This is a genomic window from Borreliella lanei (assembly GCF_014205895.1).
GTDB lineage: Bacteria > Spirochaetota > Spirochaetia > Borreliales > Borreliaceae > Borreliella > Borreliella lanei.
In genome coordinates this window covers 130,997-145,249 of record NZ_JACHFC010000003.1, presented here as the reverse complement: position 1 = coordinate 145,249, position 14,253 = coordinate 130,997, and the positions used below count along the sequence as shown (strand labels likewise).

Below are 14,253 nucleotides of genomic sequence, written 5' to 3'. Positions count from 1 at the left end.
GGATATTTATTGGACTTTGTATTTGGAAGTTATTTTATGATAGGGAGATGATTTTATGAATTTTATATATAAATTATTCATTGGACTTTGTATTTTTCTTGTTTTTTTGTCTTGTGATGAAAAAAAGAGTTCAAAGAATTTGAAATCGGTAAAAATTGGATATGTGAATTGGGGCGGAGAAACAGCAGCTACAAATGTATTGAAGGTTGTTTTTGAAAAAATGGGCTACAATGCAGAAATATTTTCAGTTACTACATCTATAATGTATCAGTACTTAGCATCTGGAAAGGTAGATGGTACGGTATCTTCTTGGGTTCCTACAGCTGATAAATTTTATTACGAAAAGTTGAAAACAAAATTTGTTGATCTTGGCGCAAATTATGAAGGTACCATTCAGGGTTTTGTGGTGCCAAGCTATGTCCCAATTTCTAGTATTAGTGAGCTTAAGGGTAAAGGTGCTGCGTTTAAAAACAAAATGATTGGCATAGATGCTGGTGCTGGAACTCAGATTGTTACAGAACAAGCGCTTAATTATTATGGATTAAGTAAAGAATATGAGCTAGTTCCTTCAAGCGAGAGCGTTATGCTTGCAAGTTTGGATTCTTCAATAAAAAGAAACGAATGGATTTTAGTTCCTTTGTGGAAGCCCCATTGGGCTTTTTCTAGGTATGATATTAAGTTTCTTGATGATCCTGATTTAATTATGGGAGGAATTGAGAGCGTGCATACTCTTGTTAGACTTGGTCTTGAAAATGATGATTTTGATGCATATTATGTTTTTGATCATTTTTATTGGAGTGATGATTTAATATTGCCTTTAATGGATAGAAATGATAAAGAGCCAGGCAAAGAATACCGCAATGCAGTTGAATTTGTTGAAAAGAATAAAGAAGTTGTAAAGACCTGGGTTCCAGAAAAATATAAGACTTTATTTGATTAATCTTTTTTTAAATTCTTTTAAAGATTCTAAAATAGGGTTGTATTTAGGAATAAAATCGTTTCCCCCTTTGAATAATGCATTACATCTTATTATTCTTAGTATCATTAATATTAAGGCCGTTAAAAAATTGTATTTTTTAAGACATTCAATTGAATATTTTGAGCAAGTAGGTTTGTATATGCATTGTAGCCCAAATATTTTAGAGAAAGTATTTTGGTAAATTTTTATTAAAAAAATAAGAGTATAATTTAAGATAAATAAAATTTTGAAAATGTTCATACTTAGAATTGTATTATATTATAATAATTAATCAAATGAATTGAAAATATTAATTAAGTTTTATAACTTTAAAGTTTTGATTTTTATATAAGGGGGCTTCTAATTAAAAAAATTTTTTTAATTTTTATGACTGTCTCTTTTTCTTTTGCTGAAATTATTCAAATATCACCCAAACAAGCTGTAAATATGGCCTTAGAAAATAGCTTGGATTCAGAAAATGCTTTGTACAAAGAAAATATAAAAAAACTTTATAAAAATAATGCATGGAATGTTTTTGTTCCAAATGTTAACCTTAGCTCTACACTTAGTAGAAATCCTTCTGCTCTGAGTGAGTTTGAGAGAGATTATTGGGGCTTGGGGTTTGGAGTTGGGATTAGTCTTTCTTTGTCTCCTTCTGTTTTAAAGAGAATGCAACTTATTATGTTGGAGTATGAAAGTGCAAAAATAGAAAGGGAGAAAGCTGTTCGTAATATCAAGCTAAATGTTCTTAAGTCTTACAATCAATTGATAGCTTTAAAGAGCACTTTGAAAGTTTTTGAGAGTCAAATACAAAATAGTAAACTTAAATTTGAACAAGCTAGAATTGCTTATAATAATGGAATAATATCAGAAATAGATTTTCTTGATGCTCAGCTTAAATATAAAAAATCTCAGCCAGATTTAGAAGGTCAGATTATTAATTTTGAAAAATCAAAAGAAATTTTTAAATTATTAATAGGATTAGATCCTGATCAAGATTTTGAAATTATTGAAGAATTGCCAGACGAGACAATAGATTTTTCTTTATTTAATGAGGCATTAAATTTTAATGAATCATTAGAGATTAAGGATTTGAATATGAGCTTAAAAATGACAGAGCAGCTTATTGGTTCGCTTTGGCTAGATACATATTTGCCAAGCCTTTCTTTATCATTTTCTTACTCTCCTTATAAATCATTTCATGAAAATTCTAAAGGCTTTTCAACTGGATTTTTAGCATCCTTTAGTTTAAATTATGGTTTAACTGAATTATTTCCATTTTCAAAGAGTTTTACAAAAATACAAGATAACAACTATCAGTTAAAAATACTACAAAACAATGTTGAAGGTAAAATTAGGAATTTAAAATCTAGTATTGTGCAAAAAAGAAAGGACATTAGAAGATATAAAGCGATTCTTGATGCTTCTAAAATTAATGTAGAATTAGCTAATAAAAATTATCAAATGGCGTTTAATGCTTTTAATTCCGGGGTCATGGATCTTTCTAAATTGAATGATATTGAGCTTGTTTACAAGCAGAGCGATTTGAAGTTTATTGAAGATAAATTAAATTATGCCAATTCTATACTTGAATATAAGAATTTAATAAATTCATTAGACTAAGAGGTATTTTGATGAATTTGATTTTTAATATTAACTTATATTTAAAAAAATATTTTTTAGTTTTATTCTTAATCTTAGTTGCTTGTGTAAGCAAGAACAAGCTAGATGACGCTAATAAGGAGAAAGAAGATCCTTATAGATTTCCAGTAATTGCTATGAAAGTTAAAAAGGGAATCTTGAGTGATTATTTGTCTTTAAACGGAGATATAGATACAAAAGTTAAAGCAGATATTTTCCCAGATGCTGTAGGTAAAATAACTTCTTTGAGAATAAAACTCGGAGCTTATGTTGAAAAGGGACAAATAGTTGCAACTCTTGATCCTTCAAGGCCTGGTTCTGTATATTTGAAAAGTCCGGTAAGAGCGCCAATCTCAGGATATATTTTAAATATTACAAAAAAAATTGGTGAAACAGTTAATCCTCAGTCCAACATAGCAGTAGTAGGAAGAATAGATACAAAGCAAATTTTAACTTATGTGTCTGAAAAATACATTTCAAATATTAAAGTTGGAAATGATGCTATTATTGAGGTTGGAGCTTATCCTAATGAAAAGTTTAAAGCCAAAGTTTCAGAAATATCTCCCATTTTAGATTCTAAAAGCCGAACTATAGAAGTATATCTTACGCCTATTGGTAGCAATTTAGATAAACTGATTATTGGTATGTTTTCTAAAATTAAACTTATTACTAAACGTTTTAGAGATGTAATTAAGATCCCAAGAGAGGCTGTTGTCGAGAGAGAGGGCAAGAAATTTGTATTTAAGCTTGATTTAGAGAGCAAAAGTGTTCAAATGTTACCTATTACAGCGCTTTTTGAAATAGATAACATTATAGCTCTTTCGGGCGAGGTTGAAGAGAATGATTTAATTGTAGTAGAAGGTATGTCTGCTCTTTCTAATGGAACTCTAATAAATTTGGTAGATACCAAAGAGGGTCTTTCAGTTGAAAGCAATATTTAATTTATTGGTGGATGTGTTATGTTGGTAAAGAGAATAGTTGGCAAACCAATAACAATGTTGATTTTATTTTCATTGTTAATGATGATAAGTTTATATACCTTTTCAAGATTGAAAATAGACCTTTTGCCGGGGATTGATATCCCTCAAATAAGTATTCACACTGTTTATCCTGGCGCTTCTCCTAGAGAAGTTGAAGAGAGTGTTTCTAGAGTCCTTGAGAGTGGCTTGAGTTCGGTAAAGAATTTAAAAAATATATATAGCATTTCTTCTAAAGAAAGTAGCACTGTTTCGCTTGAATTTTATCATGGAACCGATTTAGATTTGGTTTTAAATGAAATTCGAGATGCTCTTGAATTGGTAAAATCTTTATTGCCCAGTAAATCACAGACGCCTAGAATTTTTAGATACAATCTTAAAAATATTCCTGTAATGGAAATTGTTATTAATTCTGTAAGGCCAGTTTCTGAGCTTAAAAGATATGCTGATGAAATCATTAAACCTGGGCTTGAAAGGCTTGATGGAGTTGCAATTGTTACTGTTAATGGCGGAAGTAAAAGGCGCGTTTTAATTGAAGTTTCTCAAAACAGATTAGAGTCTTATGGGCTTTCTTTGTCAAGAATATCTTCAATTATAGCATCTCAAAATTTGGAACTTTCAGCTGGTAATATATTAGAGAATAACTTGGAATATTTGGTTGAAGTTTCTGGAAAATTTAAATCAATTGAAGAGATAGGCAATGTGGTCATAGCTTATAAGATGCCCGATATTTCTTCTGGCATAAATTCATCTCCTATTGAGATAAAGCTCAAAGATATTGCTAATATTAAAGCCGATTTTGAAGATTTGTCAGAATATGTTGAATATAATGGGTTTCCTTCAATTTCTTTGTCGGTTCAAAAACGTAGTGATGCCAATTCTATTTCAGTTTCTAATGCTGTTATGAATGAAATAGAAAAATTGAAATTATCTATGCCTAAAGACATGAGATTGGAGATTGCTTCTGATAGCACTGATTTTATTAAAGCGTCCATTTCAACGGTTGTAAATTCAGCTTATTTTGGAGCCGTGCTTGCAATATTTGTTATATTTTTCTTTTTAAGAAGCTTTAGAGCCACAATAATTATTGGAATTTCTATTCCAATAGCAATTGTTCTGACCTTTTGTTTAATGTATTTTGTAAATATTTCCCTTAATATTATGAGTCTTGCAGGTCTTGCGCTTGGGATTGGGATGGTTGTTGACTGTTCAATTGTTGTAATAGACAATATATATAAATATAGGCAAAAAGGAGCAAAGCTTATTTCATCTTCCATTCTCGGAGCCCAAGAGATGATGTTGCCTATTACATCTTCAACTTTTACTTCCATTTGTGTTTTTGGGCCATTTCTTATTTTCAAATCAGAACTTGGGGTATATGGAGATTTTTTTAAAGATTTTGCATTTACGATTGTTATTTCCTTGGGAGTTTCTCTTTTAGTTGCAATTTTTTTGGTTCCTGTTTTATCAAGTCATTATGTCGGTTTATACACAAGTTTTCAAAAAAATATTAAGAATGTTTTTATTAGGAAAATCGATGTTTTTTTTGCTAGTATTTATTATTTTTTAGAATTTTTGTATATCAATTTATTAAATATAGTTTTAAATCACAAATTAATTTTTGGGCTTTTTGTTTTTTTTAGTTTTATTGGTAGCTTGCTTTTAGGATTATTGCTAGATGTTACAACTTTTGCTAGAGGCAAAGAGAATTCAATTACTATTAATTTGAATTTTCCCCATAAAACTAATTTGGAATATGCAAAATTTTATTCTAGTAGATTTTTAGACATTGTAAAAAGTGAAGCTAAAGGATACAAAAGCATTATTGCTACTTTGCATGCTGATAGAATAATTTTTAATGTATTGTTTCCTCTTAAGGAAGAATCAAGAGATAAGTTGATCCAAAGCATAGATTACGATTCTATTAAATATAAAATTATGAATCGTATTGGAAATCTTTATCCCGAATTTAATGTTGAGCCTTCCAGTGGTAATGCTTTGGGTGGTGGAGATTCTATTAAAATTAAAATTTCAGCTAATAATTTCGAATATATAAGAGATTATGGAAAAATTTTAGTTTCTATGTTAAAAAAGGAAATTCCTGAACTTGTAAATCCAAGACTTAGTATAAATGATTCCCAACTTCAAATTGGTGTTGAAATAGACAGAGCGCTAGCTTATAATTATGGCATTGACATGAATACCATTTTAAATGAGTTGAAGGCCAGTATTAATGGTGTTGTTGCTGGGCAATATGTGGAGAATGGGCTTAATTATGATATTGTTCTTAAGCTTGATAGAATGGATGTTAAGAATTTAAAAGATTTAGAAAAAATATTTATTACAAATTCATCTGGAGTTAAAATTCCTTTTTCATCAATAGCTACCTTTGAAAAAACCAATAAAGCCGAATCTATTTATAGAGAAAATCAAGCTTTAACTATTTATCTTAATGCAGGCATTTCTCCAAATGATAATTTAACTCAAGTAACTGCTAAAGTTGTAGATTTTATTAATAATAAGTTGCCTCATAAAGAAGGCATAGTGCTTAAGGTTGAAGGAGAATATAATGAATTTTCAAATATCATGGATCAGTTTAAAATAATCATTATGATGGCTATTGTTGTTGTGTTTGGCATTATGGCTTCTCAATTTGAATCTTTTTTAAAACCCTTTATTATTATTTTTACAATTCCTTTAACGGCAATAGGTGTTGTGCTTATACATTTTCTTGCGGGAGAAAAACTTTCTATTTTTGCTGCGATTGGAATGCTTATGCTTGTTGGTGTTGTGGTAAATACGGGAATTGTTCTTGTAGACTATACCGGTTTATTGATCAAGAGGGGATTTGGCCTAAGAGAAGCAATTATTGAATCTTGTCGTTCAAGGCTTAGACCAATTTTAATGTCTTCTTTGACCTCAATAATAGGGCTTATTCCAATGGCATTTTCTAGTGGGAGTGGAGTTGAGCTTGTAAAGCCAATCGCATTCACCTTTATTGGTGGAATGACAGCTAGCACATTTCTTACTTTATTTTTTATTCCCATGCTTTTTGAAATTTTTTCTAACATTGTTTCAAGTTTCAAATCTAGGTTAAAAAGAGCGGTGTTCAATGTAGATGTTGAAAAATCATTCAAAATTAATAATTCAGCTAAAAGCAGTTATGATAATTTATTTGAAGAAGATGGGGAATGATATGGCTAAATTTTATAAGTATAGGATTGAAATAATTTCTAACTTATCTTTAGAGCTTGATGTTTTTGAATATATAGAAAAAATAGAGCAAGAGTTGGGAGAGTCTATATATTATTCTAAGATAGAAAATGTTTATGGAAAAGGTAAGAAAGGAGAAAAGCATGGCAATGGTGTTTGGCCTGAAGAAAATTTTATTTTGATTATTTATACCTCCAATCAATCTATTGTTAATCGATTGAATGATATTGTAGATGAGTTGAATCGTTCTTACCCCACAGAAGGAATTAATTTTTTTGTTTTGAGAAATTAATCCTTAAGGGCAAAATTTTATTTGCTGTTTTGATTAACAAAGGAGTATCCAATGATTTTTTTAAAGTTATTAATACTAGAAGTGAAGGTAGCAAGATTTTAAAAAAACTTAAAATATTGTAGGCAGGCAATTAAATTTGTGTTGATGGGTCTGCGGGTATTTTGTTTTAAATGATAAACAATGATAAATATTTTATTGCAAAATAAATTTTACCATTTTATTTAAGTAATTACATAAATTTCTTCTTTTCATTCTTTTATTAAAATTAGGAGCAATATATTTATCCCAAACACTGTGTTTATATTTGTGAAAATAATTGGATGATATTTAATGTTTTAGGTATTTTGAGAAAAAATATTACTTGCCAAAATATTAAAATTGAAATTTGCTTTTAGATTTTCAATTATTTTTTATTGAATATTTTTTAACTTTGTTTTGATTTTTTAGATTTTTTATTTTTATTTGCTTTCTGTATGTTTTTTACAGCAGGAGGCTTTACAAATAATCTTTATGAATTTATGGTTAATAATGATATAATAAATCATCTTAACTTTGTTAAAAGGAGGATTATATGTCAATAGCAAAGGCATTCTTTGAAGTGGCTGATCAACAAAAAGATAAAATTGCTCAAATATATAAAGTTTGTAATGGATATGCCCATGTTACTTATGGCGACTTAAAAAATAATGTTTTAAAGCTTGCTTCCTTTTTAAAGTCAATCAATATTAAGCATCAAGATAAAATATTTATTTGCTCTGAGAATAGGGCCGAGTGGACCGTAATAGATTTTGCAATTTTATCTTTAGGCGCTGTTGATGTTCCAAAGGGTTCTGATGTTACTCTTTTTGAAGCGGAAATTATTTTTAACTCTGTTCTTCCAAGTGTAGTTATTTTAGAAAATTTAAATCTTCTTGATATGTTTGTTCAAATTAAATTTACAGTAAAGCCAATATTTATTATTATTGAAAATTTAAATCAAGAAGATAGATTAAAATATAGCGGTTTTGAAATTTATACTTATAGCGATTGTATTTTATTTGGAGACAATTTAAGAAAAGATTCAGAAATTATTGAGATTGCAAGTAAAGTTGATTCTAATGATATGGCAACAATAATATATACTTCTGGAACAACAGGCCATCCAAAGGGGGTAATGCTCAGCCATGCTAACCTTCTTTATCAGGTTTCTAGTTTTAGTTTAATGGTTGATACTCAGGTGGGACAAATATTTATGTGCATTTTGCCAATTTGGCATTCTTTTCAAAGGTCTTTTTCTTACAATATTTTCCTCAAAGGTATGGTTTGTTTATTTTCCACCATTGTTCCAAGGGCAATGCTTGATGATATTAAAAATATTAATCCTCATTATATTGCAGCTGTTCCTAGGCTTTGGATTGCAATAAGACAAAATATTTACAAAGAAGTTTCTAAGAAGCCGTTTATCTCTAGAATGATTTTTCATTTTTTTGTAAAATCGGCATTTCTTAATGATATTTGCTATAGAGTGGTAATGGGGTTTTATCCAGACAATGGAGTTAATTTATTTTTCCCTATAAAGAAAATTTTAGGAGTATGTGGATTAATCTGTTTATTCCCTTTTAAGGCTTTGGGGAATGTTTTAATTTTTAATAAAATAAATAAGATCTTGGGTAATAATTTTGTTGTTGGAATTACTGGTGGGGGGAGTATGCCGTTGTCTGCTGTTAGATTTTTTAATTCAATTGGCATTGAACTTGCCAATGCTTATGGATTGACAGAAACTTCACCCGGAGTGGCTTCTAACAAGCATAAAAAAGTGATTATTGGGGCTTGTGGTAAAATTTTACCTGGAACTGTTGCTGAGATTAGAGATACCGATGGGAATAAGCTTAAAAAGCCTGGAAAGGGAATTTTGTTTGTAAAAGGGCCTCAGGTAATGCTTGGATATTACAAGGATAAAGAAGCAACTTGTAGGATTATTGGTCCTGATGGGTTTTTAAACACGGGTGACATTGCAAAATTATCTAAGGATGATGTTGTTCAAATTATTGGTCGAGAAAAAGATACAATTGTTTTGAATAATGGAGAAAATGTTGAGCCTGCTCCAATTGAGATTAAGCTTGAAGAATCAGCATTAATAGAAAAAGCGGTTGTTGTAGGCCAAGATCAAAAATTCTTAGGAGCTCTTATTCTTCCAAATTTTGAAGAAATAAATAAATATCTAGAAAGTGTTGGGCAAAAGATTTTTGATGCTAATAATAGACGTCAAATTATTGCAAATAATATTGTTCTTAAGGCCATAAATGATGAAATAAAAAAATTAATCAATAAAGCTAATGGATTTAAGCCTTTTGAGCAGATATTAAAGTTTGCTCTTTTAGAAAAACCATTTGAAGTTGGTAAAGAAATGTCTATTAAAATGGACATTAAGCGAAGCTATATTTTAAATTTTTATAAAAATGAAATTAAAAATTTATTTATTTAATTAACCCCAATTATTTTAAATACAGTTCAAGCTCTATTATATCTTCCAATTTTGTATTGGGGGATATACTTTGCTTGTAAACAAATCCGTCGCCATTTATTTTTATTTTCATAGTATTTTTATAGTATTTTAGGATGTCTATTACTTCTCTTTTGGAAAGGTTGATAAAATTTGGCAAGTATGTTTTGTTTTCATAATTAGTTGCAGTTTTAGGGATCTTGATTTTTGATGGCATTTTAATTTTTTTATATGCGATTGTATTTTGTTGGTGTTCAATAAATTCTATTATTTCTTTTGCCATTGGAGCTGCTATTCTTGTTCCGTATATTATTTTTTTGGGATATCTGTATACAATATAAATAATATATTTTGGTTGTTCTGTGGGGTATATTGCCAATATAGAGGATGTATAGTCTTCTTCTGAGTATTTGCCAGTTTTTCTATCAATAGCTTGGGATGTTCCGCTTTTTGCAGAAATGTCGAGATTTTTAATTTTAAGATTTGGAATTCCGCCTTTATTTACAACTTCTCTCATCATTTTTAAAACTTTTTGTGCTGAACTTTTGGATATTACTCTTCTTATTTCTTCTGTATCAAATTCTTTAATATTTTCTCCTTTATCGTTGCTTATTTTTTTTATTATTCTAGGTTTTAACATTATTCCATTATTGCTCAGTATGCTTGCAGCTTGTAATATTTGAATCGCTGACACACCTATTTCTTGTCCAAATCCAATTGTAGCTTTACTTCGTCCTGACCATTTTGAATAATGATTTAGCAGTCCTTTTGTTTCTCCGGGAAATGGAAATCCAACTTTTTCTCCAAATCCAAAATCTAAAAGTTTTTTGTAAAAGTATTCATTGCTAACTTTTTCAGTAATGTAAGCTATTCCAACATTTGATGAATAAATTAAAATCTCTGTAGAGTCGATATACTTATAGGGAGGATTTAATGTTTTGATTGTAATTTTTTCTCCTGATGGAAATTGTTTTTGATATATTCCATTGTCTAAAAATTTTTCTTCTAAATTCAATTTTCCACTTTCTAATATTATTGCAACTGTAAAGATTTTATTGATGCTTCCAGGCTCATAGGTTAGAGATGAAGAAAGGTTTTTTCGTATTTCTTCAGGATATTCAAAATAAAAGTTTGCATCATATTGAGGAAATTGAACCATGGACAATATTTCTCCATTTTGGGAGTTCATTACCAAAGTAATTAAGCTTTCAGGATTATTTTCTTTAAAGTATTTTTTAGCTATTTTGCTAACACCTTGTTGTATATCCATATCTATTGTTAAGTAGATGTTGTTTGTTTCTAGCTCTTGATTTAAAAATTGTTGTTTGGTTTTATCTTTTCCTAATATGCTATTTAGAGAAAATTCAATGCCCTCAAGGCCAAGATTATCTGTTCCTACAAAACCGGTAATATTACTTGTGGTGTGTCTAAAGGGATAAATTCTTGTATAATCAGGATATAAAGCAATGTTTGAAAGTCTGCCTTCAGCTTGGATTCTTTTTATTAAATCTGATTCTTCCCTTTTTATTTTTCTTTTTATATATAAAAAACCTTTATTGGAAGTAAGCTTTTCCTTTAAAATTCTTGAATCAATTTGAAGTATTGCGCCAAGAGTTTCAGATGTGCTTACAAGATTTTCTATTTTTTGAGGATTTGTTCCGATTGAGTAGGACTTTGAAGAGAATGCTATTGGTTTGCCATTTCTATCATAAATTGTTCCTCTTTTGGCAATATCATTTGACTTTAAAGATATCATGTTGTCTGGGCTGTTATTGAAAACCATTAGTGTGAAATATTTGTAAATAGTTAACAAAGTTATGCCTAAGAAGATTGTTAATATTGTTTTTATTCGATAATTGTTATTAAGTATTCTTTTGGTCATGAATTTTAGACCCCTTAAATTATTTCATGATTATATGAAATAAAAAATTATTCAATTTTTTTTGCATCTATATTATTATATGTTATTATATTCTGAAAAAGTGAATTACTATATAGCAGAGGGTATGATATAATGGATGTTAAAACTTTAAAAGGCTTTAAAGATTATTTACCGAAGGATTCTTTGATTCGAATTCATATTGCTAGGCAGATATTTAGCGTTCTTAATTCTTATAATTTTGACCTAATAGATACTCCAGTTCTTGAATATTCAGATTTGCTTTTAAAAAAGAGTGGGGATGAGACTGAAAAGCAAATTTATAGGTTTAAGGATAATGGAGGCAGAGATGTTTCCATGCGATTTGATTTAACTGTTCCTTTTGCCAGATTTGTTGCTACAAATTTTTCTGCTTTAAAATTTCCTTTCAGACGCTCTCAATTTGGAAAAGTTTTCAGAGGAGAAAATTCTCAAAAGGGTAGATACAGAGAATTTATGCAATTCGATTTTGATATAGTTGGAGAAGATAGTTTTAGGGGCGATGCCGAGATTCTTTCTGTTGTATATTATGGACTTGAAGAGATTTTTTTAAATTTTATAGAAGGCATTAATAAAAAATTTATTATCCATTATTCTCATCTTGGCATATTGAATTCTTTTTTTGAAAAATTAGGACTTAAAGAAAAATCTATTTTTATTTTAAGAAATATTGACAAAATAGATAAAATAGGAATTGATAAGGTTAAAGAAGCGTTGCTTCTTGAGATAGAAAAAGAAGCAGTAGATTCAATCTTAAGTTTAGTAAGCTTGCAAGGTGCTTTTAAAGACAAAATACAGGCTTTAAAAAGTGTTTTGGGCGATAATGAATCTATCAAGAGAGTAGAAGATGTTTTTCAACATCTTAGTTTATTAAAAATTCAAGATTCTTTTAACTTAAATCTTAAAATATCGCGTGGGCTTGATTATTATACAGGGATTGTTTTTGAATCTGAGGTGTTTGGTAGCAATATGGGTAGTGTTTGTAGTGGGGGAAGATATGATAATTTGGTTTCTTCGTTCTCAAACTCTATTCAAAAAGTTTCAGGAGTTGGGGGATCTTTTGGTGTTGACAGAATAAAGGATATAATTGATCTTGAAAAGTTTAGTTATATTAAAATATTTGTCACTAAGGCTAGATCTAAAGTTTTGATTGTAAATTTAGATAGTGCTTTGCAAAATTATTATTATGAGCTTGCTACTAGGTTTAGAAATCATGATTATTCTAAGGTTAAAAATATTTCTTGTGAGGTCTATTTTAAAAATAAAAATGGTAAAAACATTAAAGAGCAAATAGAGTATGCTTTAAGCAAAGAAATAAGATTTTTAATTTTTGTTGGTCAAGAAGAATATAAAGAAAATAAAATGAAAGTAAGAGATTTGACAAAAAAAGAAGAGTTGTTGCTTTCTTTTGAAGAATCAATAAATCTTATCAAATGTAATGAAAAGTTACTATGCACACCTTTTTAATCTTAAATGTTAATTATTTTTTGAAATTTTGGTAAAGATATTAGGATTAATTTGCATTTTTATCTATTTTCCTAATTGTTATTGCATTTAAGGTAAGTTTGTTCTTTTTGTATTCTATTTGTCCAAGTATTTCAACATTGTCTTTAAAATCAATATCAATATCAAAGGTTGTTTTTGTTGGGATAATTCCTGAGAGTACATTTTTGTTGTATCCTACATAAAAGTCAAATTGAATTATGTTATCTTTTTTTTCGATATTATTTACTACTCCTTCCCATTTTACATACACGTTTGAATATATTGATGGATCCTTTTTAATATCTTTTAGGTTTAGATGTTCATTAAAACTAATGAAATCTGGTCTTGATATAAAACTTGCAAGATTTTTGGCTTTTAATTTTATTGATTCTGATGCATTTGAATTTAATATTTTATTTATTTCCACTCTTGCAAAATTATCTTTTCCTTTTTTTAAATAAATTTTGATTTTTTCGAAAGAATTTTTAATTTCGTCGCTGGTTAGTATTAATATGAATTGGCCTTCTTCATTTTTTATTTTTTCTTTGTTATTTATTTTAATGTCATCAATGTAAGCAGCAATATTGTTTAAATTTTTGTTTATTTCTGCTTTTAGATTTGCGGATGTTGTTGCTTTTTGTTCGTAAAAAATAAAATAGATTGCTAACATTGAAATAAATACAATCCCCCCTATGATGATTATTATGATCAACTTTGTTGAATTTTTATCGGGTATTGCTTTAATTGTTGGGAACAATTTTTCATATAGGTTGCTATTTTTAAAAAAGGCAGAACCTTTAATGGGATTTTTTCGAATAATTTCAAGAGACAGCTCTGATCGATCTACTTCTTGATTTTCTTCTATCATTTTAAGCCATATCTGAATAGCTTTTTCTTCTTTGCCTTGGCTTACTAAAAGTATAGCAATAGCCTGCTTTATATTTGATTCGCTTGGGTTTAAAGTGTAAGCTTTTTTAAGATATGTTTGAGCGTTCCCAAGGTTTCCAATACGAAGATAAGACATTCCTAAGACATAGTGATATAAATAGTAATTTTTGTAGAAGAAAATTTCTTTTTCTAGGAGTTTTATTGCTTGTGAATATTTTTTTGAATTATAGTAATAAATAGACTTATTGATAATTTTATTAGGTTCCATATAGCTAGAATTTGACCCCACAATTTTCTTTTTAATATTATAATATAAGATTTTATTTTAAAAGAATAATAAATGAAATATTGTTATTTTGCCCTAATTTCTTGTTTGACTAAAAATTGATAAATGATATA

At 28.7% G+C, this 14,253-nt stretch carries 10 protein-coding genes; 7 read left to right on the top strand and 3 right to left on the bottom strand.

What is annotated here, in order from left to right:
• Positions 1-55 precede the first annotated feature (55 nt).
• Positions 56-940, top strand: a complete 885-nt coding sequence (locus HNQ06_RS03940; protein ID WP_221415494.1) for a glycine betaine ABC transporter substrate-binding protein — start codon at positions 56-58, stop codon at positions 938-940.
• Here the strand turns inward: HNQ06_RS03940 and yidD are convergent.
• Positions 929-1,219 carry a membrane protein insertion efficiency factor YidD gene (gene yidD, locus HNQ06_RS03935; RefSeq protein WP_184107646.1) on the bottom strand — a complete coding sequence of 97 codons (291 nt, stop codon included), beginning with the start codon at positions 1,217-1,219 and terminating at the stop codon, positions 929-931. The two genes, HNQ06_RS03940 and yidD, sit on opposite strands and share 12 nt — an antisense overlap.
• A gap of 126 nt (positions 1,220-1,345) precedes the next feature.
• Here yidD and HNQ06_RS03930 point away from each other — a divergent pair, with 126 nt between their 5' ends.
• The 5 genes from HNQ06_RS03930 to HNQ06_RS03910 all read left to right on the top strand — a co-directional run bounded on the left by HNQ06_RS03930 (position 1,346) and on the right by HNQ06_RS03910 (position 9,545).
• A complete protein-coding gene (locus HNQ06_RS03930) occupies positions 1,346-2,581 on the top strand; it encodes a TolC family protein (protein WP_184107645.1) in 1,236 nt (411 codons plus the stop codon).
• Positions 2,582-2,592: 11 nt separating this feature from the next.
• Complete coding sequence (locus HNQ06_RS03925; RefSeq protein WP_184107644.1) at positions 2,593-3,540, top strand: efflux RND transporter periplasmic adaptor subunit; 948 nt, start codon at positions 2,593-2,595, stop codon at positions 3,538-3,540.
• A gap of 18 nt (positions 3,541-3,558) precedes the next feature.
• Positions 3,559-6,771 carry an efflux RND transporter permease subunit gene (locus HNQ06_RS03920; RefSeq protein WP_184107643.1) on the top strand — a complete coding sequence of 1,071 codons (3,213 nt, stop codon included), beginning with the start codon at positions 3,559-3,561 and terminating at the stop codon, positions 6,769-6,771.
• A 1-nt stretch (position 6,772) separates the two neighbouring features.
• Positions 6,773-7,081 carry a PG0541 family transporter-associated protein gene (locus tag HNQ06_RS03915; protein WP_184107642.1) on the top strand — a complete coding sequence of 103 codons (309 nt, stop codon included), beginning with the start codon at positions 6,773-6,775 and terminating at the stop codon, positions 7,079-7,081.
• Positions 7,082-7,652: 571 nt separating this feature from the next.
• Positions 7,653-9,545: a long-chain fatty acid--CoA ligase gene (locus HNQ06_RS03910; RefSeq protein WP_184107641.1), complete on the top strand. Its 1,893-nt coding sequence runs from the start codon at positions 7,653-7,655 to the stop codon at positions 9,543-9,545.
• 10 nt (positions 9,546-9,555) lie between these two features.
• On the opposite strand, the gene HNQ06_RS03905 is transcribed toward HNQ06_RS03910, so the two are convergent.
• Complete coding sequence (locus tag HNQ06_RS03905) at positions 9,556-11,445, bottom strand: penicillin-binding protein (RefSeq protein ID WP_184107640.1); 1,890 nt, start codon at positions 11,443-11,445, stop codon at positions 9,556-9,558.
• Between the two features lie 132 nt (positions 11,446-11,577).
• Here HNQ06_RS03905 and hisS point away from each other — a divergent pair, with 132 nt between their 5' ends.
• A complete protein-coding gene (hisS, locus tag HNQ06_RS03900) occupies positions 11,578-12,948 on the top strand; it encodes a histidine--tRNA ligase (RefSeq protein WP_184107639.1) in 1,371 nt (456 codons plus the stop codon).
• Between the two features lie 46 nt (positions 12,949-12,994).
• On the opposite strand, the gene HNQ06_RS03895 is transcribed toward hisS, so the two are convergent.
• Positions 12,995-14,122 (bottom strand): tetratricopeptide repeat protein, encoded by a 1,128-nt coding sequence (locus tag HNQ06_RS03895; protein ID WP_184107638.1) that lies wholly within the window; start codon positions 14,120-14,122, stop codon positions 12,995-12,997.
• Positions 14,123-14,253 lie beyond the last annotated feature (131 nt).

Excerpts from the sequence above, each read along its gene's own strand:
- HNQ06_RS03930 (WP_184107645.1), top strand. The coding sequence starts at position 1,346 with ATGACTGTCTCTTTTTCTTTTGCTGAAATTATTCAAATATCACCCAAA.
- HNQ06_RS03895 (WP_184107638.1), bottom strand. The coding sequence starts at position 14,122 with ATGGAACCTAATAAAATTATCAATAAGTCTATTTATTACTATAATTCA.
- HNQ06_RS03910 (WP_184107641.1), top strand. The coding sequence starts at position 7,653 with ATGTCAATAGCAAAGGCATTCTTTGAAGTGGCTGATCAACAAAAAGAT.
- HNQ06_RS03905 (WP_184107640.1), bottom strand. The coding sequence starts at position 11,445 with ATGACCAAAAGAATACTTAATAACAATTATCGAATAAAAACAATATTA.
- hisS (WP_184107639.1), top strand. The coding sequence starts at position 11,578 with ATGGATGTTAAAACTTTAAAAGGCTTTAAAGATTATTTACCGAAGGAT.
- HNQ06_RS03915 (WP_184107642.1), top strand. The coding sequence starts at position 6,773 with ATGGCTAAATTTTATAAGTATAGGATTGAAATAATTTCTAACTTATCT.
- HNQ06_RS03940 (WP_221415494.1), top strand. The coding sequence starts at position 56 with ATGAATTTTATATATAAATTATTCATTGGACTTTGTATTTTTCTTGTT.
- HNQ06_RS03920 (WP_184107643.1), top strand. The coding sequence starts at position 3,559 with ATGTTGGTAAAGAGAATAGTTGGCAAACCAATAACAATGTTGATTTTA.
- HNQ06_RS03925 (WP_184107644.1), top strand. The coding sequence starts at position 2,593 with ATGAATTTGATTTTTAATATTAACTTATATTTAAAAAAATATTTTTTA.
- yidD (WP_184107646.1), bottom strand. The coding sequence starts at position 1,219 with ATGAACATTTTCAAAATTTTATTTATCTTAAATTATACTCTTATTTTT.